We start from the raw sequence: 26,022 nt of genomic DNA, 5'->3' as shown, positions 1-26,022 counted from the left end.
TTACTCCGTTCCGAGTCCGGCGGCTGAAACAGGCGCGCCTTGCGCTGCGGCGAGAATGCCGTTGAGCTGGGTCAGGTCAAACAAGCCATTGAGGTCGCCGTCTTTTGCGAGGCCGGCAGAGACTGCTCGTTTCAGCGAGACCGGAAAAGTGCCGGCCAGGGGGTCATTGGTGAAGTGCAGGCCGACCAATGCGCGTTCGATGACCGCGTCGGCGAGCGGCTTGCCGGTGTCGGCGGTCAGCTTCGCGTTGATCACGCCGGCCGCCTCGGCCTGGTGCTCGTTCAGCCAGGCAATGGATGCCGTGTGTCCCTCGAGCAGCGCCCGCACCGTTTCCGGGTGGTCGCGATTGAAATCAGCACCGACAAGCAGCACGGTCGTGGGGAATTCGCCGTTCGGCCACCGGGATGATTCTTCGACGAGCACGTGAGCATCCGCTTCGAGCACCAGCCGAGAGACCCAGGGTTCGGGCAGCCAGGCGCCGTCGATCTGCCCACTCTGCAGCAGGGTGAGCGCGCGGGCGTTGTCGGTCGGGGTGACCGTCACGTCGCCGCCACCGGTCGTGCTGGTCTCGTAACCCTCGTCCTCGAGCCAGGAGCGGAGGGCAACGTCCTGCGTGTTGCCGAGCTGCGGGGAGGCGAGAGTCGTGCCGGCGAGGTCGGCGGGGGAGTCGATGCCGTCGCGCACGACGAGGGCGGCGCCGCCGATTGTGGCACCCGCCACGATCACCGCGCTCTGCCCCTTGCTCTGAACAAACGTGTTGACGGCCGGGCTCGGACCGACGTAGGCGGCATCGATAGCACCGGCGCTGAGCGCCTCGATCGCGGCCGGACCGGCGCCGAAAGCCTGGGCGGTCAGGGTCGTCTCGCCGAGGGCGTCGGCGAAGAATCCCTGCTCGATGCCGACCAGGGCCGGGGCATGGGTGAGGTTGTCGAAGTAGCCAAGTCGGATTTCCTGGACCGGCCCGGTGGCGGAGGCCGCGCCGGAGCATCCGCTCAGCAGCACCGTCACGGCCAGGGCGACGCCGACCGCGGAGATGGGGACGCGCATCAGAAGTATCCTTCCTTTTTGCGGTCTTCCATGGCGGCCTCTGAAATGCGGTCGTCGGCGCGGGTTGCGCCTCGTTCGGTGATGGTGGAAACGCCCACTTCGCGCACGACATCGGCGACGGATGCTGCGGTCGAGTCGACCGCACCGGTGCAGCTCATATCACCCACCGTTCGGTAGCGCACCGTGCGTGTTTCGACGGTTTCGTCGGCGCGGGGCAGGCTGACCGGGCTGACCGAGCGCCACATATTGTCGCGGCGGTAGACCTCACGCTCGTGGGCGTAGTAAAGCGGGGGCAGCTCGATGTTTTCGCGTTCGATGTAGCGCCAGACGTTGAGTTCGGTCCAGTTGCTGATCGGGAAGGCGCGCACGTGCTGGCCGACGGTGTGGCGGCCGTTGTAGAGGTTCCACAGTTCGGGGCGCTGGTTGCGCGGGTCCCACTGGCCGAATTCGTCGCGCAGGGAGAGGATGCGTTCCTTGGCGCGGGCTTTGTCTTCGTCGCGGCGGGCGCCACCGAAGACAGCGTCGTGCCGGCCGGCGGCGATCGCGTCGAGCAGCGGGAGGGTCTGCAGCGGGTTGCGGGTGCCGTCGGCGCGTTCGGCGAGACGTCCGTCGGCGACGTAATCCTCGACCTTGGCGACCGTGAGGCGCACCCCGTGCGCGGCGACGGTCTTGTCGCGAAACTCCAGCACCTCGGGGAAGTTGTGGCCGGTGTCCACGTGCAGCAGCGAGAAGGGAATCTTGCCCGGCCAAAAGGCCTTCGCGGCGAGGTGCAGTACCACGACGGAGTCCTTGCCGCCGCTGAACATGAGCACGGGCCGCTCGAACTCGGCGACGACCTCACGAATAATGTGGATGGCTTCGCTCTCGAGCACGTCGAGTTCGGAAAGGCGGTGTGCCGTCGTGGTAGTCATAGGTGGAGCCCGCATTCTGTCTTCTCGAGGGTGGCCCAACGGCCGGAACGGGGATCGGCTCCCGCCGCGACGGGCTGGGTGCACGGGGCACAGCCGATGGAGGGGTAGCCCCGCGACAGGAGTACGTTCACCGGCACGTGATTCTCGGTGGCGTAATCCATCAGTTCGTCGTAGCTCCAGGCGGCGACCGGGTTGACCTTGACCAGGCCATTGCGTTCGTCCCAGGTGACCAGGGGCGTGTTGGCGCGGGTAGGGGCTTCGTCGCGGCGCACACCGGTGAACCACAGTTCGTAGCCGCCGAGCGAACGCTGTAGCGGTTCCACCTTGCGCATGGCGCAGCAGGAGTTGGGGTCGCGGGCGAACAGTTCGGCGCCGTGCGCGGCATCCTGCTCCGGAACTGTCGTGAGCGGCAGCACGTCGACCACCGTTACCGGAAGGGCGGCGGCGACGGCGTCGCGGGTCTCGTAGGTTTCGGCGAAGTGGTAGCCGGTATCGAGAAAGAGTACGTCGACGTCGGGCAGCTGCTTCGACACGATCTCGGGGAGCACCGCGTCGGCCATGGAGCAGGCGACGGCGACACTGTCGGCGCCGAAGTTGCGCGCGACCCAGGCCACGACCTCCGCAGCGGTGGCCTCGCGGCCGTTGGCTGCTGCGGCCGCTTCCAGTTCGGCTGAGCCAGCTTCGGCGAGGGCCTGCAGTTCGGCGGCCGGTCGGCGCGGTGGCAGGTCACGGGTAACGGATGCCGCGGCCTGTTTGACCGCGTTCAAATTGATGGCGCTCATTTGAGGTCCTCCTCGTCGGCGCGGTGCGCCCACTGGGCAAAGGTTTCGTCGTCGGTGCGGGCGGCTAGAAAACGCAGCACGAGGCTCTCGACATAATCGGCGAGGTTCTCGGCGGTTACCTTGAGGCCGCGCACGGTACGGCCGAGGCCGGCCTCGTCACGGTCGGCGGAGACCAGGCCGCCGCCGAGGTGCACCTGGAAGCCGGGGGTGGACCCGCCGTTGCCGTCGGGCAGCAGCTGACCCTTGAGCCCGATGTCCGCAGTCTGAATGCGGGCGCAGGAGTTGGGGCATCCGTTCACGTGCAGGCTGATCGGGTGCGGGGCATCGATTCCGGCGAGCCGTTTCTCCAGCTCGAGGATGGCATCCGTTGCCGTCTGCTTGGTCTCGACGATGGCGAGCTTGCAGAATTCAATGCCGGTGCAGGCGATGGTCGAGCGGCGGAACAGGCTCGGGCGGGCCGACAGCCCGATCTCGTCGAGGGCCGCGATCAGGGGTTCGACGTGTTCTTCGGCGATGTCGAGCACGACGAGCTTCTGGTGCGGCGTGGTGCGCAGTCGGCTCGAACCGTGGGCTTCGAGCAGGTCGGCGACCCGGGTCAGGGTCTGACCGGAGATACGACCGACGAAGGGGGCCAGCCCGATGTAGAAGCGGCCGTCCTTCTGCTTGTGCACACCGATGTGGTCGCCCTGCGTCTTCGGGCGCGGTGCGGCGGGGCCGTCGGGCAGGGTATGACCGAGATATTCGTCTTCGAGAATACGACGGAACTTGTCGGTGCCCCACTCGGCGAGCAGAAACTTGAGGCGGGCCTTGCCGCGCAGGCGGCGGTAGCCGTAGTCCCGAAAGATGGAGACGACGCCGCGCCAAACCTCGGACACCTGGTCGGGAGCGACGAAGGCTCCGAGCCGTTCGGCCAGACGCGGGGTGGTGCTGAGCGCGCCGCCGACCCAGAGGTCGTAGCCGATGCCGAGTTCGGGGTGCTCCACGGCCACGAGGCCGATGTCGTTGATCTCGTGCACGACGTCCTGGCTGGGGTGACCGGTGATGGCGGTCTTGAACTTGCGCGGCAGGTTGGCGAATTCGTCGGTGCCGAGATATTTGCGGGCAAGCTCGTTGATCGACTCGGTCGGGTCGATGAGTTCGTCGGCGGCGATGCCGGCCACGGGGGAGCCGAGGAACACACGCGGCACGTCGCCGCAGGCCTGGGTGGTTTCGAGGCCGACGGCTTCGAGGCGGCGCCAGATTTCGGGCATGTCCTCGATCTGGATCCAGTGCAGCTGAATGTTCTGGCGGTCGGTCAGGTCGGCGGTGTCGCGGCCGAAGTCGCGGGACACCTCACCGATCACGCGGGCCTGTTCGGTCGTGAGCTGGCCGCCGTCGATGCGCACCCGAAGCATGAAGTAGCGGTCTTCGAGCTCTTCCGGCTCCAGAGTGGCGGTCTTGCCGCCGTCGATGCCGGGCTTGCGCTGCGTGTAGAGGCCCCACCAGCGAAAACGGCCGTGCAGGTCGGTGCCGTCGATTGAGTCGAACCCCTGCTTGGAATAGATCTGCTCGATGCGTCCGCGAACGGCGAGGCCATTGTCGACCTGTTTCCAGACCTCGTTGCCGTTGAGCGGTTCGGTACCGTCGATCTTCCACTGGCCGTTCGGACGGGTGGATGGCCGCGGCGAGCGGGCTGCTGCCAGCTTGGTGGCTGCCGCCGGAGCGTTCTCGGCCCCCGTCGTGACGGTGGGCACCGTCTCGGTTTCGTTCGGCACGTCGGCTCCCTCGGTTTGCGGCGCCGCTCCAATGATTTCTATCGGAGCGACCCCGCCAACGCTACTGCGACCACGGTGCAATGTCGCAGCCGAGGGTCACGTGCTGTCACACACTGTCACGCAGCGTCACACAGGCCGCCGGGTACTCGGCGCGCCTTCCGGGCAGTGGATGCCGGCGGCGCCTGAGTGGTGTCGCGGACATCCGCTTGGATGGTGCCGCTCACCGGCCATTGCCGCCACGGGGACAAGCTGTTGCCGCTCGCCGCGCGCAAGGCGGCGGCGCCCCCGTAGGCTAGGGACATGGCTGAACGCACCCCCTGGTCCCTCTCCGGCGCACTGCGCGGAATGTTCACGAAGAAGACCATCGACGCACAGACCTGGGACGACCTCGAGGACGCCCTGCTGCAGGCCGATTTCGGCCCGAATATCACCGAGTCGGTCATCGCCGACCTGCGTGCCAAGGTCGCCAAGTACAACACGACCGACCCGGCCGATTTACAGCGGATGCTGCGCGAGGGAATTGAAGAGCGGCTGTCCGTTCTCGACTCCACCCTGACCCTCTCCGAACGGCCGGCCATCGTGCTCGTCGTCGGCGTCAATGGCGTCGGCAAGACCACCACGATCGGCAAATTCGCCAAGTTTCTGCAGACCTACGGTCGCAGCGTCGTGATCGGTGCGGCCGACACTTTTCGAGCGGGGGCGGTCGAGCAGCTGGCGACCTGGGCCGAACGAGCCGGGGCGCAGATCGTGAAGCCGCAGATGACCGGCCAGGATCCGGCCTCCGTCGCCTTTCAGACCGTGGAGAAGGCGAAGAACGAGGGCATCGAGATCGTGCTCATCGACACCGCCGGGCGGTTGCAGACCAAGGGCGGACTGATGGACGAGCTGACCAAGATTCGCCGGGTCGTCGAAAAGCAGGGACCGATCGCCGAGGTGCTGCTCGTGCTCGACGCCACGACTGGTCAGAACGGGCTTGCCCAGGCCGAGGCGTTCATCGAGCACGCCGGGGTGACCGGTCTCGTACTGACCAAACTTGACGGCTCAGCGCGTGGCGGCTTCGTGCTCGCCGTGCAGGAAAAGACCGGCATTCCGATCAAGCTGGTCGGGCAGGGTGAGGGCATCAACGACCTCACCGGTTTCACCCCGCACGTGTTCGCACAAAAACTCGTCGGCTGATGAAGAATTTAAGAGGAGCACTATGAGCATCGAACACGATTTCTTCGGAATTCTCGGCGACGAAGACGAGGGCGAGGTGTACTGGTCGGAGTCGGCTGAGCTCGGAGACCAGAGCGTCGAGATCGACCTCAGCTCGCCCGACGAAGATTCGGTCACCGCCGAAGCGCTCGATATCGCCGCGGCCATGATCGGGTCGATGGAGGACCTCGACTCCCAGGTGCGGGAATCCCTCGTCGCCGATCTGTCGGCCGAGGTCTCCGTGACCAGCCAATACATCGCCGAGCAGCTCGACGAAATGGACCAGGAAGCGATCGAAAACGCCATCATCTGGGATTCCGGCGACCAGCAGATTGACTTCCTGCGTTCGCTGCGCCTGCAGCGCATCGGCTTTCACCCGCACCGCGCCGGCAGCGAAGCGCACTTCGCGGTGCTCGAATACGCCATCAGCCCCGACGACACCGACGGCCTGCTCGTTGTGACAATCGACGTGCACGGCGACACTGTCCAGGTAGCCCTGGACAGCTAACTTCGACCGGGCCCGGGCCCGGAAACCGGGCCCATGATGTATCGTGGGCCCGCTTCCTTAAGGTGGGCCCAGGCAGCAGTCCGGAGCCCCTGGGTACCGCCCTGAGGCAGGCACCCTCTTTCTTTCCGGGCCCGGGCCCGGAAACCGGGCCCATGATCTATCGTGGGCCCCCTTCCTTAAGGTGGGCCCGGGTGAGCGCTGGCAGCCCCGAACCGGGCTACCCGAGGTGTTGTGCGGCCTGCCCCGCGCCGAGCAGGTCTTCCTTGCGCGGGCGCACCAGGAAGAAGGCGATGGGCCCCGCCGCGAAGATAATGATGGCCGCCCACAGGAAGGCGGACTGGTATCCGCTCACGAGAGCGCCCAACTGAACGGCTTCGGCGGGAACCTTACCGATCAGGTATGAGCTCACCGCAGCGGTGTACAGCGCGGTGAACAGGGCGGTTCCAAGCGATCCGCCGATCTGCTGCATCGCCGTCACCGCAGCGCTCGCCGCACCGGCATCATGCTCGGCGATTCCCGACAGCGCCACGTTCTGCAGCGGCACGAAGATCATCGCGAGGCCGAGCCCGAGCAGGATGAGCCCCGGCAGCACCTCGAGCGCATAGTTGCCGCTCACCGTGATCTGAGTCATCCAGAGCAGCCCGGCCGCGCCGACGATCGGTCCGACGGTCATCGGAATCTGCACGCCGGTACGCGCCAGAAACTTCGACAGGACGCCAGCACCGATCATGATCGTCGCGGTCATCGGCAGGGAAGCCAGACCGGACTGAATCGGGGTGTAGCCCAGCACGATTTGAAAGTACAGGGTGAGAAAGAGGAGCCCTCCGAGCAGTCCAGCGCCCGACAGCAGCGCCGTGAGGAAAGCTCCGCCGCGTACCTTGTTGGCCATAATGCGCAACGGCAGCAGCGGATGATTCGACCGCTTTTCCACCAGCACGAACAGCACGAGTAACACCAGTCCGAGTGGGAGGCAGACGAGCACGGGCCAGCTGGCCCACCCATTCTCGGCCTGCGCGAAGCCGAATACCAGGGATCCGAGGCCGAGTGCCACGAGAATAGTCCCCGGCACGTCATATCGGGTGTTTCCGTGTGCCTTGCTCTCGCGAACGACCGGGATGGCGGCCGCAATCGCCACGATGGCGATCGGTACGTTCACGTAGAGGCACCAACGCCAGCTCGCATACTCGGTGAGCACGCCGCCGAGGATGAGGCCGACCGCCGCGCCGCCGCCGGCGATCGCGCCGTAGACGGCGAAGGCTTTGATGCGGTCCTTGCCGCCGGGAAAGTTGACCGTGAGCAGGGCGAGCGAGGCTGGCGCGAGGAGCGCGGCGAACAGGCCCTGCAGGCCGCGGGCGGCGAGTAGCTCCCAGGTGCTCTGGGCGGCGCCGCCGAGGGCCGAGGCAATGGCGAACCCGGCCATGCCCACGATGAAGGAGCGTTTGCGGCCCCAGAAGTCGGCAATACGCCCGCCGAGCAGTAGCAGCGCGCCGAAGACAAGCGAGTACAGCGTGACGACCCAGGTGCGCTCGCCGTCGCTCATGCCGAGCGCGGTCTGTGCCTGGGGGAGCGCAATGTTCACGATGGTTCCGTCGAGTACGACGGTGAGCTGGGCGAGCGCCACGATGGCCAGCAGCAACCACTTTCGTGGGTGGGGCGCGGTGGCCGCCGACGCGGGCGGGGCAGAACTGGACTGATTTGTGCTGATACCGGGCATAACAGTGACTCTATCGTGCAAACCGAACGAACTAGTTCGTTTTTGTGAACTAGAGTCAAAACATGGCACGCGACGGAGCAGACCCCCAGACCCGCATTCTCGAGGCGGCGCGCACCGAATTCGCCGCCTACGGACTAGCCGGGGCCCGCATCGACCGCATCGCCAAGAGCGCCGCGGCGAGCAAGGAACGCCTCTACGCCTACTACTCCGACAAGCAGCAGCTATTTCTCGAGGTGTTGGAGCTCAACCTGCGCGAGTTCGCAAGCGACGCCGTGCTCACCGACAACGATGTGCCGGCCTTCGCCGGGGCGTTGTTCGACCACGCCGTCGAGCACGGCGACCACCTGCGCATGATCGACTGGGCCCGCCTCGAGACCGACGGTACCTGGCTGCCGGCCCTCGACGTCATGCTGGGCTATCGGGACGAACAGGTGCGGCGCATCCGTCTGGCACAGACAGCCGGTCGGGTCGATGCTTCCTGGCAACCGGCTCAGCTCATGACACTCATCTTCGGCATCGCCTCGGCCTGGGTACACGAGCCCGGGGCGGCGCTCGCGCACGGCGGCCCTCCGGACGTGACGGCAATCGCGGTTCGCCGAGCCAACGTCGTTCGTGCGGTCGAGCGGCTGATTGCACCGAGTGTGGCGGCGCAGAACTGACGCTCGCCCGAATTTGACGGAACCGCGCCTCAGCATCCGTTTCGAAGTAGCAGCGGCCACCGGTTAAACTAAACGCATCATGGCAACTTTTGGAAACCTCTCAGAACGTCTTGCCGAGACGTTCAAAAACCTCCGCACCAAGGGCAAGCTCAGCGCAGCGGATGTCGACGGCACCGTTCGTGAGATCCGTCGCGCCCTGCTCGACGCCGACGTCGCCCTCGAGGTCGTCAAGGATTTCACCGGCAAGGTGCGCGAACGCGCCCTGGGCGACGAGGTCAGCAAGGCGCTGAACCCGGCCCAGCAGGTTGTGCAGATCGTCAACGACGAGCTCATTACGATTCTCGGCGGCCAGCAGCGCCGGCTGGAATTCGCCAAGAAGCCGCCGACCATCATCATGCTCGCGGGCCTGCAGGGTGCCGGTAAGACCACCCTCGCCGGCAAGCTCGCGAAGTGGCTGGCCAAAGACGGCCACACCCCGCTGCTCGTCGCCGCCGACCTACAGCGCCCCAACGCGGTCACCCAGCTCGAGGTCGTCGCTAAACAGGCCGGTGTCGCCGTCTACGCGCCCGAGCCCGGAAACGGTGTCGGCGACCCGGTCAAGGTCGCCCGCGACGGCGTGAAGTACGCCCTGCAGAAGGTTCACGACGTCGTCATCGTGGACACCGCCGGACGTCTGGGCGTCGACGCTGAGCTCATGAAGCAGGCCGCCAACATTCGCAAGGCGATCGATCCAGACGAGGTGCTCTTCGTCATCGACGCCATGATCGGCCAGGATGCCGTCGCCACGGCGAAGGCCTTCCAGGACGGCGTCGACTTCACCGGCGTCGTGCTCACCAAGCTCGACGGTGACGCCCGCGGTGGCGCCGCCCTGTCGGTCGCTTCGCTCACCGGACGCCCGATCATGTTCGCCTCGACCGGTGAAGGACTCGACGACTTCGAACCGTTCCACCCGGACCGCATGGCCGGCCGCATCCTCGACCTTGGTGACATCCTCACCCTGATCGAGCAGGCGCAGGGTGCGTTCGACGAAGACGAGGCCCGCAAGGTCGCCGAGAAGTTCGCGACCGACTCCTTCACCCTCGACGACTTCCTCGGCCAGATGCAGCAGCTGCGCAACATGGGTTCGATCAAGAAGATGATGAGCATGCTGCCCGGCGCCGGCGCCATGAAGGCGCAGCTCGAGAACTTCGACGAGCGCGAGATCGTGCGCACCGAGGCCATCATCCAGTCGATGACCAAGCTTGAACGCACCACCCCGAAACTGCTCAACGGATCGCGCCGCATGCGCATCGCGAAGGGTTCGGGCATGACCGTCACCGAGGTGAACCAGCTTGTGCAGCGCTTCGAACAGGCCGCCAAGATGATGAAGACGGTCGCCAAGGGTGGCATGCCCAATATCCCCGGCATGGGCCCCATTCCCGGTGCCGGCTACGGCGGCAAGCCCAAGCAGGTGGCCAAGAAGAAGGGCTCCAAGTCGGGCAACCCAGCCAAACGCGCTGCCGAGAACGCCGCGATTGCCTCGGGCGTCAAGCCTGCCGGGGAGTCTTCCAAAGCGGATGCCGCCGGCTCCGGTTTCGGCCTCGGCTCCGGCGCCCAGCCAGGCAAGGGCAAGGCCGGCGGTCCCACCGAAGAGGAAATGGCCGCGCTGCAGAAAATGCTCGGCCGGTAGCATCCGTTTGGGGAAAGCCTTTGGTGGGCCGGGCCCACCTTACGGAAGCGGGCCCTTGATGGATCATGGGCCCAGTTTCCGGGCCCGGGCCCGGTCGCAGAACGTGGGCCCAATCTTCTCGCTGAGCCCGTGGACCGCGCGCAACTCCTGCAAATCGTGAGTGCCAGAAGGCCGTTCCCGGCAAATTACTGGGATCCGCGGTGCTCGCCGAAAAAATTGCAGGAGTTGTGCGCGTGCAGTGGCCTTCGGTCGGCGCTGGGGGCCTGGGGGCCTGGGGGCCTGGGCGCCGGGGCACGAACCGTGGGCAGTCCTAGGCTGGACGCATGACTTCGACGACGAACCACAACGTGCGCATCGGTGTGCAGATTGCCCCGCAGCACGCCCAGTACTCCAAGATTCGCGACACCCTCACCGAAGTGGAGGCGCTCGGCGCCGACATCGCCTTCAACTGGGACCACTTCTTTCCGCTCACGGGCGAGCCCGATGGTCTGCACTTCGAGTCGTGGACCATCCTCGCCGCCTGGGCCGAGCAGACCACGACCATTCAGTTCGGCGCCCTGGTCAACTGCAACAGCTACCGGAACGCCGACCTGCAGGCTGACATGGCGCGCACGATCGACCACATCAGCGGCGGTCGCTTCATCTTCGGCACCGGCGCGGGCTGGTTCGAGCGCGACTATCAGGAATACGGCTACGAGTTCGGCACTCCCGGCACTCGGCTGAACGCCCTCGATACCAGCCTCGGCCGCATCGAGGCCCGCTGGGCCAGGCTCAACCCGCCGCCCACCCGCGACATCCCGGTGCTCATCGGCGGTGGCGGCGAAAAGAAAACCCTGCGCATCGTCGCCCAGCACGCCGATATCTGGCACTCGTTCTCCAACCCCGAGGTGCTCGAGCACAAGCTCGGCGTGCTCGGCGCCTGGTGCGACGAGGTCGGCCGCGACCTGAGTGAGATCGAGATCTCCACCGAGCTGCGCGGCCGCACGGTGGACGACGCCGATGCGCTCTACGACCTCGGCACGCGCCTGTTCACCGTAGGAATCTCCGGCCCCGACTACGACCTCGGCCAGGCCGCCGACTGGCTGGCCTGGCGCGACAGCAAGAACGCCTGACCCGAGCGGATGCTGCTGGCGCGGCCCCGCGCTGCTCGTGCGGCTCGCGTTGCTCGCGCTGCTGGTGCGGCTGGTGCGGCTCGCGCTGCTGGTGTGCGCTGCGCGCGAGCCACGAAGGGGCGCCCGTGCAGCGAACCGGCGCCTGGCGACCGCACGACTTGGGCGCGCGTGCAGCCAACGCGCTAGCTCCCGAGCCCCTCCGCGAGCTCGTGGCTGAGCGCCGCCACCACCGCCGGCAGGCTGCCATCATGCGCGGCCGCGACGGCGAGCTGGCGCTGGTAGCTGCCGCCCTCATCGATGATGCGGTGCAGTCCGAGCAGCTCCGGCAGGCAGCCGAGCCGCTCGGCGACGGGGGAGAGGATCTCGATGAGGCGACGCACATCATCCGTTACCAGACACTCGGCGCCCGCAGCATCGAGGATGATCTCGGCGCCCAGCCCATAGCGGGCGGCCCGCCACTTGTTCTCGCGCACGAACCACGGCTGCATGCGCGGAACGTCTTGCCCCGCGTCGAGGCGGGTGGACATCCACTCGACCAGGCACTGGATGAACGCGGCGATCGCGCCGAGCTCCACGGCCGTCGAGACGCCGTCGCAGACTCGAATCTCGATCGTGCCCCAGCGCGGCGACGGGCGAATATCCCAGCGCACCTCGGTGACGTCCTCGATGATGCCGGTCACGGCCATGTCGTCGACGTAGCGCTCCCAGGCTTCCCAATCGGGCAGGTCCCAGGGCAGTCCGGCAGTCGGCAGCTGCTGGAACATGAGCGAACGGTTGCTGGCATAGCCGGTGTCGACGCCGGCCCAGAACGGGCTCGACGCGCTCAGCGCCTGCAGGTGTGGCACGTAGGTGAGCAGGCCGTTCATGATCGGAATGACCTTGGCCTTGTCCTCGATGCCGACGTGCACGTGGATTCCCCAGATCATCATATTGCGGCCCCACCACTGGGTGCGGTCGATGAGCTTGTGATAGCGCGCTTTGTCGGTGACGGTCTGGTCGAACCACTGCGCAAACGGATGCGATCCGCTGCAGATCAGGTCGACCTCGCGTCCCGAAAGCACGCGGCGCACCTCGCCGAGCTGGCCGGCGACATCCGCTACCGCACCGCCTACGGTGGTGTGCACGCCCGAAACCAGCTCGACCGTATTGAGCAGCAGCTCGCCGGTGATCGTTGGGTGGGCGGAGCCGTCGGGGCCGCGCAGGGCGTCGAGCACTTCGTCGGCGATATTGACCAAATCGCCGGTCGAGCGGTCGACGAGGGCGACCTCCCACTCGATGCCCACGGTGGATCGGGCGGATCGGGCGAATTCCAGTGGCACGGGGGCTCCTTGAGTGGGCCGGTAAAAGTCGTTGAGGTTCGATTATCACAATGCCCGCAATCTCTGACAGAATGATTAGTCGCGATCCGTTGTGCCCGACCCTCTATCTCGGTGCAACGTGATCCTATAGAGCTTATGCCGAGTGTGCCCCCACGCTCACGGCCCAAGGTTCGCCAAACAACGAATTAACACTGGAGAATTGTGGCTGTCAAAATCCGTCTGAAGCGCATGGGCAAGATCCGTGCACCGTACTACCGCATTGTCGTTGCCGACGCGCGCACCAAGCGCGACGGTCGTGTCATCGAAGAAATCGGCATCTACCACCCCACGGAGGAGCCCTCGGTCATCGAGGTCAAGTCCGAGCGTGCGCAGTACTGGCTGAGCGTCGGCGCTCAGCCGACCGAGCAGGTTGCTGCACTCCTCAAGCTCACGGGCGACTGGGGCATCTTCAAGGGCGACAAGAACGCTAAGAACACCGTCAAGGTGAAGGAACCGAAGGTCGCTTTCGTCGCTGACGAGAAGAAGAAGCCGGTTCTCAAGCCCAAGGCCGAGAAGCCGGTCGCCAAGGCACCCGAGGTTGCTGCCGAAGCAACCGAAGAGGCGTAACTGTTGCTTGCTCCCGCGCTCGAACACCTCGTCAAGGGGATCGTTGATCACCCCGATGATGTGCACGTTGCAGAAAAGAACTCGCCCCGAGGCGAGGTGCTCGAGGTTCGTGTGAACCCCGAGGATCTCGGCCGGGTCATTGGTCGTGCCGGTCGCACAGCCAAGGCCCTGCGCACCCTCGTTGCGGCTCTGGCCGATGGTCGACGCGTACGCGTCGACGTCGTCGACACCGATTTCTAGTTCAGTGAACGACACGACGGTGAACGATAGCGAGAAGGACCGCACCCAGCAATTACGGGTGGGGCGCCTGACTAAGGCTCACGGCCTCAAGGGAGCAATCAAGCTCGAACTGTTCACGGATGACCCGGGACGACGTTTCGTCCCGGGCGCCGTGTTCACCCTGCAGGTTCCGACCGGGTCGGCCTGGCACGGCAAGACGATTGAACTCGTCGAGCTGCGCTGGTACAACCAGCACGCGGTTGGTTTTTTCAAGGATGTTCCCGACCGCTCCACGGCAGAAACGCTCGCCAAGGCGATCCTCTGGATCGACGCGGACGTCGCCGAGCAGTCGGATGAAGAAGACGCCTGGTACGACCACCAGCTCGTCGGGCTCGCCGTCATGCGTGACGGTGTGCGCATCGGCACCATCGGTCGCCTCGAGCACATGCCCGCGCAAGATCTGCTGATCGTGAAGACGCCCACCGGCGACGTCATGATCCCCTTCGTGAAGGCCATCGTGCCGAGCGTCGATGTGAAGGCCGGCATCGTCACCATCACCCCGCCGCCCGGACTGCTCGAAGAGCTGCCCGAGGACCCGGCCGATGCTGTAGCCGACGCCGTGGCCGAACCGCTCTCTGAAACGGATGCCGCGGCATCCGCTCTCGAGACCGACCGCCCGTAACGCACTCCCTTCACGGCGCGCGGGACTTGCGCCGCTGCGCGGGAGGCGCACAACTCCCGCGTACTGGCGCAGTTCCCGCGCAGGGCGAGGCGCCGGTCACGAGTGGTACCGCCCGGCTTACACGTTGAGCCGGTAGCCTCGTTTGACCACGGTCGCAACCAGTCCCGGCACGGCGAGCGTCTGCCGCAGGCGGCTGAGCGATACCTCCATGGCGTGATCGTCGGAGTAGCCGGCCAGCGCGAGGTCTTCGCGGGAGACGACCGCTCCGCGCGCCCGCACGAGGGCGCGCAGAATGGCGAGTGCCGTCGGGGGAAGCTGCACGCGCTCCTCGCCGATCTGCACGATCGAACCACGCAACTGCACGAGTCCGTTCTGGGTTTCGATGCGCTCGACCATGTTCTGTTCCAGGTGTTCGCAAACCAGGCGAATCAGCGCGCCCATGCGAAACCGGGTCGGTTGAATCGGCGCGATCCCCGCGGCAATCAGCGGCGCACTGGTCACCGGTCCGACGGCGGCCGCGCAGACCTGAGTCTGTAACGCTGCAATCAGCTCGGGGTAGACATCCATTCCCTCTGCCGCGGTGAACAGGGCGTGCACGGCCGGGGCGCTCGTGAAGGTGACGCAGTCCAGCTGACGGGAGCAGATGGCCTCGACAAGCTTGTAGACGCGCGCGTCGCTGTCGTCCATGGCAATCCAGCGGTACGGCGCCACGACGAGCACACGCTGATGCACGGCGCGCAGCCGGTCGAGTTGCACCTCATCGGTGGCCCCGTGCACCTGAATGCCGATGGTCAGCCCCGGCGGATACTCGGCCAAAACCTTGTCAACGAGCGAGGCGGTCGTCTCTGAATCGCTCATTCCAGAGTCATTGAGCCCGGTTGCGCGAATGCCGCCGCGGGCCTTGGGCCCCCGCACCAGAATCGTGGTGTCGGCGAGCGCATCGGTCAGTTCGGAGCCGATTCCGTCGGCCTCGGCCACCTCGAACCAGCGCCGTACGCCGTAGCCGGTCGTCGCGAGGAGTAGATCGGGCCGCGCGGCGATCATGGTGCGGGTATCGTCGAGCAGCGGACCATCCTGCTGCGAGTGGGCGATGCGCAGCGTCGGTGCGTGCACGACCCGCGCGCCGCGTCGTTCGAAGGCGTCGATCAGGTCGCTCGAGCGGCGATCACTGGTCACGCCGATGCGAAATCCCTCGAGCTGGTTTGGCTGCAGAAACGGGGCAGCGACCTCAATGGGCTCGGTCGCTCCCGGCAGGCGTACGTGGTGCGCCTGCCGGTCCGGTGCCGGCAGCTGTGAAGCGGATGCCGCCGGCTCGCCGCCCGAAGCAGCCTCGGCCCCGTCGTTCGTCGCCGCCATCAGTCGGTCACCGAAAATTCGGCGGCGCGGGCCACGAGGTCGTTCGCGGCCGCGTCACCGCTGAACGCGAGGCGTACGACCTCGCCGACGACCAGCACGGCGGGGCTGCGTACGCCGGCCGCGGCCGCATCGGCCAGCACCGTCGCGAGCGTGCTCACGGTCGTGCGCTGGGTGGCACTGAAGCCGCGCTCGATAATCGCCACCGGCATACCAGCTGGCATGCCGTGGCGGAGCAGGCCCTGGCTCAGGGTCGGCAACGTGCCGACTCCCATCAGCACGACGATGGTGCTGCCGAGCAGAGTGAGACCCTCGAGCTCGTTGTCGGTGAGCGGCGCGTGGCCGCTGATCACGGTGAACGCGTGGCTGATGCCGCGGTGGGTGAGCGGGATTCCCGCCGCCGCCGGCACCGCGATCGCACTGGTGACGCCGGAAATCACGGTCACTGGAATGCCGTTGCGGTGGCAAGCCAGAACTTCTTCGCTGCCGCGCCCGAAGACATAGGGGTCGCCTCCCTTGAGCCGCACCACGCGCTTGCCGGCCAGGGCATGTTCGACAATGAGTTCTTCGATGCCGGTCTGCGAGACCGGATGGCTGCCGGCGCGCTTGCCGACGTCGATGAGGACCGCGTGGGGCGCGAGCAGGGCGAGTTCGTCGTTCGGGGCGAGGCGGTCGAACAACACGACATCCGCTTGAGCGATGGCCGTCACTGCTCCGACGGTCAGCAGTCCGGCGGCGCCGGGGCCCCCGCCCACGAGTGTGACTGATCCGGTGCTGACTGACCCAGCCGTTCGGGAATTCCGGGCTGTCATTTGCTTACTCTTTTCGTACAGGAATGCGGCTTCCGCTTAGGAGAACAGTACCCGACGAGGCTCGCTCGGCCGGGGTCGCCGGTCGGATTTGGTCACGCTCCGTAACGAGCGCGATGCTCGGGTCGGGTTCGGTCGGCGCGTTCACGAAGGAACGGAACCGGCGCAACCGCTCCGGATCAGCGAGCGTCGCCGCCCACTCGTCCTCATAGTTGTCGACGTGGGCGAGCATGGCCTGTTCGAGCTCCTCGGCCAGTCCAAGCGAGTCGTTGATGACGACGTCGCGTACGTGCTCCAGGCCGCCCTCGAGGTCTTCCATCCAACGGGCGGTGCGCTGCATCCGATCGGCCGTGCGAATGTAATACATCATGTAGCGGTCGATGTACTTGATCAGGGTTTCTTCGTCGAGGTCGGTCGCGAGCAGCTGCCCGTGGGCCGGCTGAAAGCCGCCATTGCCGCCGACATACATGTTCCAGCCGTTGTCGCTCGCGATGATGCCGACATCCTTGGCGCGGGCCTCTGCACACTCGCGGGCGCAGCCCGAGACCCCGAACTTGAACTTGTGCGGCGCGCGCAGCCCGCGGTAACGCAGTTCAAGGCGGATCGCGAGGCCGACGGCATCCTGTACTCCGAATCGGCACCAGGTTGACCCGACGCACGATTTCACGTTGCGCAGCGCCTTGCCGTAGGCCTGCCCGGATTCGAATCCGGCGTCGACCAGGATTCGCCAGATGTCCGGCAGCTGCTCCAGCCGGGCACCGAACAGGTCGATTCGCTGGCCTCCGGTGATCTTGGTGTAGAGGTCGAAATCGAGAGCGACCTGCGCGATCACGGCGAGTTTGGTCGGAGTGATCTCGCCGCCCGGAATGCGCGGAACGACGGAGTAGGTGCCGTCCTTTTGCATATTGGCCATGGCGCGGTCGTTGGTGTCCTGCAGGGTGCCGCGGCCGGCATCCAAAATGTAGGCGGTGTTCTGACTGGCCAGAATCGAGCCGACGGCGGGCTTGCAGACATCGCAGCCGCGGCCGGTTCCAAAGCGGGAGAAGATCTCATCGCTTGACGTGAGGCCGAGCACCCGCACCGATTCGAACAGTTCCTGCCGGCTCAACTCGAAGTGTTCGCACAGCGCGTGCGACACGGTTTGACCGGATGCCGTCAGCTCGGCCTCGAGGATCTTCTTGACGAGCGGCACGCACGACCCGCACTGGGTGCCGGCCCGGGTGCACACCTTGAGCGCGCCGAGTTCGGTGCAGGCTTCGGTTTGGTGTTCATTGTTCACATCGTCGCCGCGCACGGCGCTCCGCACCGTTCCGGCCGAGACCATGTTGCAGGAACAGACCAGCGCGTCGTCGGGCAGTTCGTCGCCGGCCGGACCCTCGGCGCCGGCGGCCGAGAGGTAGGCGGCGGGTTCGCTGCTGAGCTCGCGGCCGACCATGGGGCGCAGGGCCGAGTAGGGCGTGGCGTCGCCGACGAAGATGCCGCCGAGCAGGGTCTTGGCGTCGTCGGTCATGACGAGCTTTTGGTACAGGCCGCGGGCCGGGTCGGCGTAGACGATTTCGAGCGACCCCGCCGTGGTGGCAAGCGCGTCGCCGAAACTCGCGACGTCGACGCCGGAGAGCTTGAGCTTGGTGGCATCGTCGACGGTTGTGAACTCGGCGCTGCCACCGAGCAGCCGGTCGGCCACGACCTCGGCCATGGCGTTCGCCGGGGCGACGAGGCCGACGCAGCGGTCGTTCCAGCTGGCAACCTCGCCGATGGCCCAAATATTCGCATCGCTCGTGCGGCAGTCGTTGCCGATCGTGACGCCGCCGCGGGTGCCGACGGCGAGTCCGGCGTCCCGGGCGAGCTCGTCGCGCGGGGAGATGCCGATCGCGTAGACGACCATATCGGCGGCGATCGTACGGCCGTTGCCGAGTTGCAGGCCGGTCACTGCGGTGTTGTCATCGTTCGTGAGAATGGTGCGGGCCCGAGTGCCGAGGTGCAGTTCGATGCCCTGGGCCACGATGAGCCGGCCGAGGGCCTGTCCGCCGCCCTCGTCGAGCTGGGCCGACATCAGCCAGCCGCCGGAGTGTACGATGGCGGATTCGGCGCCGAGCTTGTGCAGTCCGCCCGCCGCTTCGAGGCCGAGCAATCCGCCGCCGGCCACGACGACCTTGGGGGTGCGGCCGAGTGAGGCCGTGAGTGCGGCGAGTTCGTCGACGAGGGCGTCGACGTCGTCGACGGTGCGGTACACCCGAATGTGCTCGCGACCGGGCATCTCCGGAACGGGCGCGCTTGACCCGGTGGCGAGCACGAGGTCGTCATACTCGAGCACGGCTCCGGTGGACGTCGTGACGGTCTGGTGGACCCGGTCGATGCGGGTGGCGCGTTCGTTGATGCGCAGGGCGATCCGTTCGCTGTCCCACGGTGCGGTGGGCTCCAGGGTGAGGTCGATCATTCCGGCGAGCCGCTGGCTCAGCGCGACCCGATCGTAGGGGCGGTGGTTCTCCTCGGCCAGCACGACGATCGACAGGGTGTGCTCGGTGTCGCGGGAGTGCAGGGCGTCGGTGAGGCGGTGGGCAGCGGGTCCGCCGCCGATCACGATGACCCGGCGCGGCGTCTCGGCAGCGGGAATGGCGGCATCCGCTTTGCTCGTCGATGTGACGGCGTGTGTCGCAGTCCCAGCGGTTGTTGCAGGGTCTGGGGCAGAATACGCGGAAGCGGTTTCATTCGAAGCTGGCATCAGCATCCTTTCGAAGCGGGGCAATTGTGAGCGTAGTTCGGGGCAGTTTCCCCCTCGTGTCGCTCGTGTGTCCCGTGCTGGTCGAAAGCCCCACAGCGGCGCACCCCCGCTGTGAGGCGAGTTTCACGGCGAGGAAACATAGGGGGCGTCTGGTCGAAATATGGCCCGCCTACCGTGGGACCAACGCACAAACGCGACAACCCAGGGAGCGCACCATGACGATGACAACCGCCGAGTCCCGCCCTACCGCTGCACTGACCCGCCCCACCCTGGTCTGGGAGCGCGCCTGCGCCGTGGCCGATCTGGAACCCAGCTGGGGCGAAGCGGCCCTCATCCGCGAAAACCAGATCGCCCTGTTTCTGCTCTCGCCCACCGAGATCTACGCCGTCGACCACCGCGACCCGCACACCGAGGCACACGTCATGGCCCGCGGCATCGTCGGCTCCAAGGGCGACCGCCCCACCATCGCCTCCCCGCTGCACAAAGAGGTCTATGACCTCGGCACCGGAGAATGCTTCACCAACCCGACGCTGGTGCTGAACACCTACGAAACCCGCGTGGTCGGCGGTTTCATCGAGGTCGCCGTCGAGACTGAACGGCACGCCCCTGAACTACTCAGTGCCGCATGACCCTGCTCGGCGAACGACTCAGAACCGACCAGGTGCGAACCATTCCGGCTCGTACCCCACAGACTCGCACCGATCAGGTGCGAGCCGGTCGACCCCGCAGCAATCAAGCGGATGCCGCGCCCCAGACGGCGCTACCCGCCGCGCTCGTCGCCATCTCGCACGGCACGAGTTCCGCTGACGGGCAGGCCGCCATCGCCGCCCTCGTCGATGCCGTCGCGCTCGCGCGCCCCGATCTGGGCGTGACCGGCGGTTTCGTTGACGTGCAACAGCCGGATGTCGCGGCCAGCCTCGGCGCGCTGCGCCCGAAACGCGCCGCAGTGGTGGTACCCCTGCTGCTATCCGCCGGCTACCACGTGCACGTCGATCTGCAACGCGAGTCCCGCGTGCCCGGCCGCGTGACCACCGTCTCCCGGGCCCTCGGCCCCGATGATCGCCTCATCGATGTGCTCGAGCACCGGCTCGCCGCCGCCGGATTCACCGCCCAGCCCGGCCGCGAGGTCGTCCTCGCCGCTGCCGGTTCCAGCGACACACGCGCGGTCGAGGACTGCCGCCGAATCGGCGAGATGCTGGCGCAGCGCCTCGGCGTGCGCGTCACGGTCGGTTTTTTGTCCGCCGCCTCGCCCCGACTGGCGTGCGCCGTCACCGAGGCCCGCCTCCGCAGCGACAGCGTCACCGTGAGTACCTACTTGATGGCACCGGGATTTTTCTTCGACCTGACCCGCGCCCAGAGCGCCGGTGCCGAGTCGGTCACCGCTCCACTGCTGGTGCCGGGCGAACCAGCCCCCGCTCCGCTGGTCGATTTGGTCGTTGACCGGTACCTTGAGGCGAAAGCGCACGCCGGACTCTTCTAGAATTTGACCATGCGCATCGACATTGTCACCATTTTTCCCGAATTCTTCGATGTGCTCGATCTGTCGCTGCTCGGCAAGGCTCGCCAGAGCGGACTGATCGAACTCGGCGTGCATAACCTGCGCGACCACACCCACGACCGGCACCACTCGGTCGACGACACGCCCTATGGCGGCGGTGCCGGCATGGTCATGAAGGCCGAACCGTGGGGCGCAGCCCTCGACGCCATCCTCGGCGCCGCTCCCGAGGCCGTAGCGACCGACGCTGTAGCGACCGACGCTGCCGCAACCGACGCCGAGGCTAACGCGACCGAGGCTGCCGCAACTGAAACGCCGACCGCCGACCAGGCCGAAACCGAAGCGCCGACCGCCGTCAACGCCGCCGTCAACGCCGCCGACGACGGCCCGATCCTCATCTTTCCCTCCCCGGCCGGCGATCAGTTCACCCAGGCGATGGCCCGCGAACTCTCGCTCGAGCAGCACCTCGTTTTCGGCTGCGGCCGGTACGAGGGCATCGACCAGCGCGTCGTCGACCACTACTCACAGCGCGGCCGGGTGCGCCTGGTCAGCCTCGGCGACTACGTGCTCAACGGGGGAGAGGTTGCCGTGATGGCCATGATCGAAGCCATCGGACGCCTCATCCCCGGCGTCGTCGGCAACCCGGAAAGCCTCGTCGAGGAATCCCACGAAGACGGCCTGCTCGAATACCCGAGCTACACCAAACCGTCCAGCTGGCGCGGCCTCGACGTACCGCCCGTTCTGCTCAGCGGCAACCACGGCGCCATCAGCACCTGGCGCCGTCAGCAGCAGATCGAACGCACCGAACGGGTGCGCCCCGACCTGATGTCACCCGATCTTCTGCCCCCAGCGAACGCCAAGCAAAGCCCCAGCCGCCGTCGATAAACTGACGCGGTGATCATCCGCCGCGCCTTCTACCACTGGCAATTCATTGCCGCCGGAGCCCTGCCGCTCTGGCTCCTCGTCGGGTCCTCGATCTTTGGATCGGGCGCCTGGGCCGTTCTGGGCATCTTCTTCGGGGCCGTGCTCATCGGCCTCGGGCTTCTCCTCGTCGCCCTCCTCTTCTATGCGCGCAAAGAGGTGCGCGAAACCCGCGCCGTCTCCTATGCCGATGTCGGCGTCCTCAGCCTCTGGCACACCCTCATCATCGCCATCCCCTTTTCCACGGATGCCGCCGGCTGGCTCAGCGTGTTGGTCATCCTCGGCGGACTGGCCGTGTTCTGGTTCGCGCTCTGGGAGCTGTTCGACTCCGCCAAGCGTCGAATGCGCGCGATGGTCGACCTGGTGGAGCAGACGGCACGCGGGCAGTCTGCACCGGCCGCGCCGGGACATCCACTGCCCTATGCGTCGCCGAAGACGACCAGGCCAACGCCCGGCTTTGGCCGTACGGGCACCCCCGAGGTCATCGTCATCGAAGAAAAGCGCGACCGCATCTAACTCAAACGAGCCCGACTTTGCAGCCGGGCCTCGTTCATGGCAGAATAAGCGATTGTGCCGCTGCAGGACTCTGCCACAGGGGAACCTGCTTTGTGCGGCGCACAACTCATACTGATTGCTTCGAATGAAGCACCTAGCGTAGTCGACCTGTGGCGGGTACAGAGAGCGAAACAACATGCATATTCTCGACGCGGTAGACGCCCCATCACTGAAGAAGGACCTTCCTGACTTCCGTGCCGGCGACACCGTCAAGGTTCACGTCAACATCATTGAGGGAACCCGCTCTCGTATCCAGGTCTTCCAGGGAGTCGTCATCGGCCGCTCCGGCGAAGGCGTGCGCGAAACGTTCTGCGTTCGCAAGGTCAGCTTTCAGATCGGCGTCGAGCGCACCTTCCCGGTGCACTCCCCGGTCATCGACCACATCGAGATCGTGACCCGCGGCGACGTTCGTCGCGCGAAGCTGTACTACCTGCGCGACCTGCGTGGCAAGAAGGCCAAGATCAAGGAAAAGCGCTAACTTTCGCGCTGACCCAAGGTTCAACCGGATTCTTACTGAGCTCCCCATCACCTAAACTGATGGGGAGCTCAGGCGGTTAAATGACAGATGAAGTGCTCACCTCCAGGTCCGATCATCGGGTGTCAGAGTCGAAGAGGTCCCGAAGCAAAATGGCACGAAGTACGAAGGCGCCCAGCAAGAAGCGCAGCGTCTTGCTGTTCATTCGCGACCTGTTGATCATTTTCGTGGTGGCTCTGCTGATCTCGTTTTTGATCAAGACCTTTCTGATTCGGTCGTTCTACATCCCGTCCGGGTCGATGGAGAACACCCTGCAGGTGGACGATCGCATTATCGTGAACCAGCTCGAACCCGAGCTCATCCCGATCACGCGCGGCGATGTCGTCGTATTCAAAGATCCGGGCGGATGGCTGCTGCCGCAGGCCGAGATCGTGCAAAATCCTGTTGTTGCCGGCGCCGACTGGCTTCTCTCGGTCGTGGGCCTGTCTGCCCCTGACAGTAACGACCACCTGATCAAACGGGTCATCGGCCTGCCTGGCGACCACGTCGTCTGCTGCAACGCCCTCGGCCAGACGAGTGTGAACGACGTTCCGCTCGACGAATCCGCCTACGTGCTGCTGCCGGCCGGCGAGGCCAAAGTCTCCGACATCGACTTCGACGTGACCATCCCGGACGACTCGCTCTGGATGATGGGGGACAACCGCTACAATTCCAAGGATTCCCGGTTCAACGGCGAGACCGCCGGTCAGGGCTATGTGCCCGTCGAGAACGTCGTCGGGCGGGCTCTGGTCGTGAGCTGGCCGCTGGCCCACTGGGCCTGGCTCGACGACTACCCCGACGTGTTCCGCGAAGTCGAGCAGGCCGAGCAGGGCACCGAGTAGTGGCGGTTTCTGATCCCACCCTCGAGGTGGAGTTCGACCTCCTGCGCACCGGCGCGAGCTTCGTCATCGGATGCGACGAGGTCGGCCGCGGTGCCCTCGCCGGGCCGGTGGCCGTCGGATTCGCCGCGGTGAACGCATCCGTTCTGACCATGCCGGTTGGACTGCGCGACTCGAAGATGCTCAGCGAGCCGCGCCGCGAACGTCTTGCGCCGCTCGCCGCGGCCTGGGCGACGTTCTCGGCTGTCGGACTCGCCTCGGCCGCGGAGGTCGACGAACTCGGCATCATCGCCTGCCTCGGCCTGGCCGGTAAGCGTGCCCTGTCCGACCTGTATGCGCAGGGCGTCGACGTGGCCGGCAGTATCGTGCTGCTCGACGGCAGTGACGACTGGTTGAATAAGGCTCTGGCCACCCCGCTCAACGTCGTGACCCGCATCAAAGCCGACCGGGATTGCGGGTCGGTCGCGGCGGCATCCGTTATTGCGAAGGTGCACCGCGACCGTCTGATGATCGCGGCGCACGATGACGAACCTGGCTACGGCTGGGCGTCGAATAAGGGCTATGGCAGCGCGGCGCACATGAGCGCGATCGACCTGCTCGGACCGAGCCCCTTACATCGAAAATCGTGGCTGAAAATCTCATTGTAAGATGAGGTCACCATGGAAGAAGACGAAATCGAGGACTACGACCGAGAGGTCGAGTTGGCCCTGTACCGGGAATATCGAGACGTCGTTGGCCAGTTCCAGTACGTTGTCGAAACCGAACGACGCTTCTACCTCGCAAACGAGGTCGAATTGGTGCGCCGCGACACCGAGCACGACTTTTATTTCGAACTGACCATGAAGGACGTCTGGGTCTGGGACGTTTACCGCTCCGACCGGTTCGTAAAGTCGGTACGCGTGCTGACCTTCAAGGACGTCAACGTGGAAGAACTCGCGTCGAAAGACTTCGAACTCCCCAAGGAACTTGCGCTCGACGAGTAAGGAATGACTCCGGGGCCGCGGGGTGGCCGGACATGCTCCGTCTAACTGACTAACGATGGTTTAGGAAGGCAACCCTGTGATCCAGGACGCTGATCGTGCCCGTGCAACGTGGATCAACCGCGAGGCTCTCGCCGAGGCGATGATTCCGCTGATCGGGCGCCTCTACCGCGATAACAATGTGGTGACGAGCGTCTACGGACGCGGCCTGGTCAACCGGTCGGTCATTGGCCTGCTCAAGGCGCACCGCTTCGCGCGTCATATAGCGGATGTCGAGTTGCCGCTCGACGAGACGCTGCCGATTCTGCAGGCCCTCGACGGGTTGGGTCTCGGTGCTGCCTCGGTCGACCTGGCCCGCCTGGCCCTCGGCTTTCGCGAGCAGAACGACCGGGTCACCCTCGAGGAATACCTGCGCGGCGAACTCGCCGATGTGGTCGGCCAGCACGGACGGGACGGTCGCTCCAGCACCGACGTGGTGCTCTACGGGTTCGGCCGGATCGGCCGACTGCTCGCGCGCATCCTGATCGAGCACGCCGGTGGTGGCCAGGGGCTGCGTCTGCGGGCGATCGTCGTGCGGCGCGGATCCGCCAATGACCTGGTGAAGCGCGCGAGCCTGCTGCGCCGCGACTCGGTACACGGCCCCTTCGAGGGCACGATCACGATCGACGAAGAGAACAACACCATCCTCGCCAACGGCACGCTCATCCAGGTGATCTACTCCGGCGACCCGGCCAGCGTCGACTACACGCAATATGGCATCCACGACGCCGTCGTCGTCGACAACACCGGCAAATGGCGCGACGAAGAAGGCCTCTCGCAGCACCTGAAATGCCCCGGAGTGTCCCGGGTGCTGTTGACCGCGCCGGGCAAGGGCGCGCTCAAGAACATCGTACACGGCATCAACCACGGCGACATCCTGGCGAGCGACCGCATCATCACCGCGGCGTCCTGCACCACGAACGCCATCACCCCGGTGCTCAAGGCGATCAATGACCGCTACGGCATCATCGACGGCCACGTCGAAACGGTGCACTCCTTCACCAACGACCAGAACCTGATCGACAACTTCCACTCCGGCGACCGCCGTGGTCGCTCGGCCGCGCTCAATATGGTGATCACCGAGACCGGTGCGGCGAAGGCCGTCGCCAAGGCTCTGCCCGAGCTCGCCGGCAAACTCACCGGCAACGCGATTCGCGTGCCCACGCCCGACGTGTCGATGGCCATCCTCAACCTCAACCTGGCCGGAGCCACCGATAAGGACGAACTCAACATCTACTTGCGCACCATGTCGCTGCACTCCTCACTGCACCGGCAGATCGACTACATCGACTCGCCCGAGGTCGTCTCCAGCGACTTTCTCGGCTCGCGTCGCGCCGGTATCGTCGACGGGCTGGCCACCATCGTCACCGAGCAGAAGGCCGTGCTGTACGTCTGGTACGACAACGAATTCGGCTACAGCTGCCAAGTGATTCGGGTACTCGAGGAGATGGCCGGCGTGCACGCGCCCATCTTCCCGGCCATCCTCGCCGCTGAGGCCCTCGAGCCCGTCGCCTAGGAGGCTGCTGAATAACATGGGTTCAGCCGGCCCGGCGAGTCTCTAGAGTGTTTTTTTGCTCCGGGGTGGGGCGTTGTGAGATCGGCTGAGCGGTCGGCACCGG

At 66.0% G+C, this 26,022-nt stretch carries 27 protein-coding genes; 17 read left to right on the top strand and 10 right to left on the bottom strand.

Features of this window, described 5'->3' with window-relative positions; genetic code table 11:
* From E3O45_RS05760 to E3O45_RS05740, 5 genes are all read right to left on the bottom strand, one after another.
* A complete protein-coding gene (locus tag E3O45_RS05760; RefSeq protein WP_134442461.1) occupies positions 1-1,047 on the bottom strand; it encodes an ABC transporter substrate-binding protein in 1,047 nt (348 codons plus the stop codon).
* Positions 1,047-1,958: a sulfate adenylyltransferase subunit CysD gene (gene cysD, locus E3O45_RS05755; RefSeq protein ID WP_233195300.1), complete on the bottom strand. Its 912-nt coding sequence runs from the start codon at positions 1,956-1,958 to the stop codon at positions 1,047-1,049. The genes E3O45_RS05760 and cysD overlap by 1 nt, the downstream gene beginning before the upstream one ends.
* A complete protein-coding gene (locus tag E3O45_RS05750; protein WP_134442459.1) occupies positions 1,955-2,740 on the bottom strand; it encodes a phosphoadenylyl-sulfate reductase in 786 nt (261 codons plus the stop codon). Before E3O45_RS05750 ends, cysD begins: the two co-directional genes overlap by 4 nt.
* A complete protein-coding gene (locus tag E3O45_RS05745; protein WP_134442637.1) occupies positions 2,737-4,473 on the bottom strand; it encodes a nitrite/sulfite reductase in 1,737 nt (578 codons plus the stop codon). Before E3O45_RS05745 ends, E3O45_RS05750 begins: the two co-directional genes overlap by 4 nt.
* Before the next feature lie 137 nt (positions 4,474-4,610).
* Entirely contained in the window at positions 4,611-4,796 is a 186-nt protein-coding gene (locus tag E3O45_RS05740; protein ID WP_134442457.1) for a hypothetical protein, read from the bottom strand.
* Here E3O45_RS05740 and ftsY point away from each other — a divergent pair.
* Both ftsY and E3O45_RS05730 read left to right on the top strand, forming a co-directional pair.
* Positions 4,795-5,670, top strand: coding sequence for a signal recognition particle-docking protein FtsY (gene ftsY / locus E3O45_RS05735; protein WP_104132582.1), 876 nt, complete (start codon positions 4,795-4,797; stop codon positions 5,668-5,670). The genes E3O45_RS05740 and ftsY overlap by 2 nt on opposite strands.
* Before the next feature lie 22 nt (positions 5,671-5,692).
* Positions 5,693-6,196, top strand: coding sequence for a DUF2004 domain-containing protein (locus E3O45_RS05730; RefSeq protein WP_134442455.1), 504 nt, complete (start codon positions 5,693-5,695; stop codon positions 6,194-6,196).
* A gap of 217 nt (positions 6,197-6,413) precedes the next feature.
* On the opposite strand, the gene E3O45_RS05725 is transcribed toward E3O45_RS05730, so the two are convergent.
* Positions 6,414-7,910 (bottom strand): MFS transporter, encoded by a 1,497-nt coding sequence (locus E3O45_RS05725; RefSeq protein WP_134442453.1) that lies wholly within the window; start codon positions 7,908-7,910, stop codon positions 6,414-6,416.
* Positions 7,911-7,972: 62 nt separating this feature from the next.
* On the opposite strand from E3O45_RS05725, the gene E3O45_RS05720 reads away from it, so the two are divergent.
* The 3 genes from E3O45_RS05720 (at position 7,973) to E3O45_RS05710 (ending at position 11,350) form a co-directional block, all read left to right on the top strand.
* Entirely contained in the window at positions 7,973-8,569 is a 597-nt protein-coding gene (locus E3O45_RS05720) for a TetR family transcriptional regulator (protein WP_134442451.1), read from the top strand.
* 79 nt (positions 8,570-8,648) lie between these two features.
* Complete coding sequence (ffh, locus tag E3O45_RS05715; protein ID WP_134442449.1) at positions 8,649-10,238, top strand: signal recognition particle protein; 1,590 nt, start codon at positions 8,649-8,651, stop codon at positions 10,236-10,238.
* A 323-nt stretch (positions 10,239-10,561) separates the two neighbouring features.
* Complete coding sequence (locus E3O45_RS05710) at positions 10,562-11,350, top strand: LLM class F420-dependent oxidoreductase (RefSeq protein ID WP_134442447.1); 789 nt, start codon at positions 10,562-10,564, stop codon at positions 11,348-11,350.
* Positions 11,351-11,532: 182 nt separating this feature from the next.
* On the opposite strand, the gene E3O45_RS05705 is transcribed toward E3O45_RS05710, so the two are convergent.
* The gene (locus E3O45_RS05705; protein WP_134442445.1) at positions 11,533-12,669 is read right to left on the bottom strand and encodes a glutamate--cysteine ligase; all 1,137 of its coding nucleotides are present in this window, start codon (positions 12,667-12,669) and stop codon (positions 11,533-11,535) included.
* Positions 12,670-12,870: 201 nt separating this feature from the next.
* Here E3O45_RS05705 and rpsP point away from each other — a divergent pair, with 201 nt between their 5' ends.
* The 3 genes from rpsP to rimM are packed head-to-tail and all read left to right on the top strand — an operon-like array spanning position 12,871 to position 14,176.
* Positions 12,871-13,275 (top strand): 30S ribosomal protein S16, encoded by a 405-nt coding sequence (gene rpsP / locus E3O45_RS05700; protein ID WP_134442443.1) that lies wholly within the window; start codon positions 12,871-12,873, stop codon positions 13,273-13,275.
* Between the two features lie 3 nt (positions 13,276-13,278).
* Complete coding sequence (locus tag E3O45_RS05695; RefSeq protein WP_035879344.1) at positions 13,279-13,515, top strand: RNA-binding protein; 237 nt, start codon at positions 13,279-13,281, stop codon at positions 13,513-13,515.
* A gap of 4 nt (positions 13,516-13,519) precedes the next feature.
* Positions 13,520-14,176: a ribosome maturation factor RimM gene (rimM, locus tag E3O45_RS05690; protein WP_241978762.1), complete on the top strand. Its 657-nt coding sequence runs from the start codon at positions 13,520-13,522 to the stop codon at positions 14,174-14,176.
* Positions 14,177-14,293: 117 nt separating this feature from the next.
* Here the strand turns inward: rimM and E3O45_RS05685 are convergent, their stop codons facing one another.
* Genes E3O45_RS05685 through nirB form a run of 3 tightly spaced genes read right to left on the bottom strand, consistent with a single transcriptional unit; the run spans position 14,294 to position 19,060 of the window.
* Complete coding sequence (locus E3O45_RS05685) at positions 14,294-15,532, bottom strand: uroporphyrinogen-III synthase (RefSeq protein WP_134442439.1); 1,239 nt, start codon at positions 15,530-15,532, stop codon at positions 14,294-14,296.
* Positions 15,532-16,341, bottom strand: coding sequence for a uroporphyrinogen-III C-methyltransferase (cobA, locus tag E3O45_RS05680; protein ID WP_134442437.1), 810 nt, complete (start codon positions 16,339-16,341; stop codon positions 15,532-15,534). Before cobA ends, E3O45_RS05685 begins: the two co-directional genes overlap by 1 nt.
* A gap of 4 nt (positions 16,342-16,345) precedes the next feature.
* Positions 16,346-19,060 carry a nitrite reductase large subunit NirB gene (gene nirB / locus E3O45_RS05675; protein WP_134442435.1) on the bottom strand — a complete coding sequence of 905 codons (2,715 nt, stop codon included), beginning with the start codon at positions 19,058-19,060 and terminating at the stop codon, positions 16,346-16,348.
* Between the two features lie 215 nt (positions 19,061-19,275).
* Between nirB and nirD the strand changes: the two genes are divergently transcribed.
* The 9 genes from nirD (at position 19,276) to E3O45_RS05630 (ending at position 25,919) form a co-directional block, all read left to right on the top strand.
* A complete protein-coding gene (gene nirD, locus E3O45_RS05670) occupies positions 19,276-19,689 on the top strand; it encodes a nitrite reductase small subunit NirD (protein WP_370449856.1) in 414 nt (137 codons plus the stop codon).
* Complete coding sequence (locus tag E3O45_RS05665) at positions 19,686-20,540, top strand: sirohydrochlorin chelatase (protein WP_134442433.1); 855 nt, start codon at positions 19,686-19,688, stop codon at positions 20,538-20,540. The genes nirD and E3O45_RS05665 overlap by 4 nt, the downstream gene beginning before the upstream one ends.
* 9 nt (positions 20,541-20,549) lie before the next feature.
* Entirely contained in the window at positions 20,550-21,440 is an 891-nt protein-coding gene (gene trmD, locus E3O45_RS05660; RefSeq protein WP_134442432.1) for a tRNA (guanosine(37)-N1)-methyltransferase TrmD, read from the top strand.
* Positions 21,441-21,449: 9 nt separating this feature from the next.
* A complete protein-coding gene (locus E3O45_RS05655; RefSeq protein ID WP_134442430.1) occupies positions 21,450-21,992 on the top strand; it encodes an MFS transporter in 543 nt (180 codons plus the stop codon).
* A gap of 175 nt (positions 21,993-22,167) precedes the next feature.
* Positions 22,168-22,509, top strand: a complete 342-nt coding sequence (gene rplS / locus E3O45_RS05650) for a 50S ribosomal protein L19 (protein ID WP_092108884.1) — start codon at positions 22,168-22,170, stop codon at positions 22,507-22,509.
* 149 nt (positions 22,510-22,658) lie between these two features.
* Positions 22,659-23,387 carry a signal peptidase I gene (gene lepB / locus E3O45_RS05645; protein WP_134442428.1) on the top strand — a complete coding sequence of 243 codons (729 nt, stop codon included), beginning with the start codon at positions 22,659-22,661 and terminating at the stop codon, positions 23,385-23,387.
* Positions 23,387-24,031: a ribonuclease HII gene (locus E3O45_RS05640; RefSeq protein ID WP_134442426.1), complete on the top strand. Its 645-nt coding sequence runs from the start codon at positions 23,387-23,389 to the stop codon at positions 24,029-24,031. Before lepB ends, E3O45_RS05640 begins: the two co-directional genes overlap by 1 nt.
* A gap of 12 nt (positions 24,032-24,043) precedes the next feature.
* Positions 24,044-24,367: a DUF2469 family protein gene (locus E3O45_RS05635; protein WP_092449218.1), complete on the top strand. Its 324-nt coding sequence runs from the start codon at positions 24,044-24,046 to the stop codon at positions 24,365-24,367.
* A gap of 76 nt (positions 24,368-24,443) precedes the next feature.
* A complete protein-coding gene (locus E3O45_RS05630; protein WP_134442425.1) occupies positions 24,444-25,919 on the top strand; it encodes a glyceraldehyde-3-phosphate dehydrogenase in 1,476 nt (491 codons plus the stop codon).
* Positions 25,920-26,022: the final 103 nt, after the last annotated feature.

It is taken from the genome of Cryobacterium sp. TMS1-20-1 (assembly GCF_004402355.1).
Lineage (GTDB): Bacteria > Actinomycetota > Actinomycetes > Actinomycetales > Microbacteriaceae > Cryobacterium > Cryobacterium levicorallinum.
The sequence above is the reverse complement of the archived record's forward strand: the minus strand, read 5'-3'. Positions and strand labels throughout refer to the sequence as shown.

Bases quoted from the DNA above. Each gene is read 5' to 3' on its own strand.
- E3O45_RS05685 (WP_134442439.1), bottom strand. From the start codon at position 15,532: ATGGCGGCGACGAACGACGGGGCCGAGGCTGCTTCGGGCGGCGAGCCG.
- ftsY (WP_104132582.1), top strand. From the start codon at position 4,795: ATGGCTGAACGCACCCCCTGGTCCCTCTCCGGCGCACTGCGCGGAATG.
- nirD (WP_370449856.1), top strand. From the start codon at position 19,276: ATGACGATGACAACCGCCGAGTCCCGCCCTACCGCTGCACTGACCCGC.
- lepB (WP_134442428.1), top strand. From the start codon at position 22,659: ATGGCACGAAGTACGAAGGCGCCCAGCAAGAAGCGCAGCGTCTTGCTG.
- E3O45_RS05730 (WP_134442455.1), top strand. From the start codon at position 5,693: ATGAGCATCGAACACGATTTCTTCGGAATTCTCGGCGACGAAGACGAG.
- E3O45_RS05710 (WP_134442447.1), top strand. From the start codon at position 10,562: ATGACTTCGACGACGAACCACAACGTGCGCATCGGTGTGCAGATTGCC.
- E3O45_RS05750 (WP_134442459.1), bottom strand. From the start codon at position 2,740: ATGAGCGCCATCAATTTGAACGCGGTCAAACAGGCCGCGGCATCCGTT.
- trmD (WP_134442432.1), top strand. From the start codon at position 20,550: ATGCGCATCGACATTGTCACCATTTTTCCCGAATTCTTCGATGTGCTC.
- E3O45_RS05725 (WP_134442453.1), bottom strand. From the start codon at position 7,910: ATGCCCGGTATCAGCACAAATCAGTCCAGTTCTGCCCCGCCCGCGTCG.
- rplS (WP_092108884.1), top strand. From the start codon at position 22,168: ATGCATATTCTCGACGCGGTAGACGCCCCATCACTGAAGAAGGACCTT.
- cysD (WP_233195300.1), bottom strand. From the start codon at position 1,958: ATGACTACCACGACGGCACACCGCCTTTCCGAACTCGACGTGCTCGAG.
- E3O45_RS05760 (WP_134442461.1), bottom strand. From the start codon at position 1,047: ATGCGCGTCCCCATCTCCGCGGTCGGCGTCGCCCTGGCCGTGACGGTG.
- E3O45_RS05720 (WP_134442451.1), top strand. From the start codon at position 7,973: ATGGCACGCGACGGAGCAGACCCCCAGACCCGCATTCTCGAGGCGGCG.
- E3O45_RS05740 (WP_134442457.1), bottom strand. From the start codon at position 4,796: ATGTCCCTAGCCTACGGGGGCGCCGCCGCCTTGCGCGCGGCGAGCGGC.
- ffh (WP_134442449.1), top strand. From the start codon at position 8,649: ATGGCAACTTTTGGAAACCTCTCAGAACGTCTTGCCGAGACGTTCAAA.
- cobA (WP_134442437.1), bottom strand. From the start codon at position 16,341: ATGACAGCCCGGAATTCCCGAACGGCTGGGTCAGTCAGCACCGGATCA.
- E3O45_RS05635 (WP_092449218.1), top strand. From the start codon at position 24,044: ATGGAAGAAGACGAAATCGAGGACTACGACCGAGAGGTCGAGTTGGCC.
- nirB (WP_134442435.1), bottom strand. From the start codon at position 19,060: ATGCCAGCTTCGAATGAAACCGCTTCCGCGTATTCTGCCCCAGACCCT.
- E3O45_RS05665 (WP_134442433.1), top strand. From the start codon at position 19,686: ATGACCCTGCTCGGCGAACGACTCAGAACCGACCAGGTGCGAACCATT.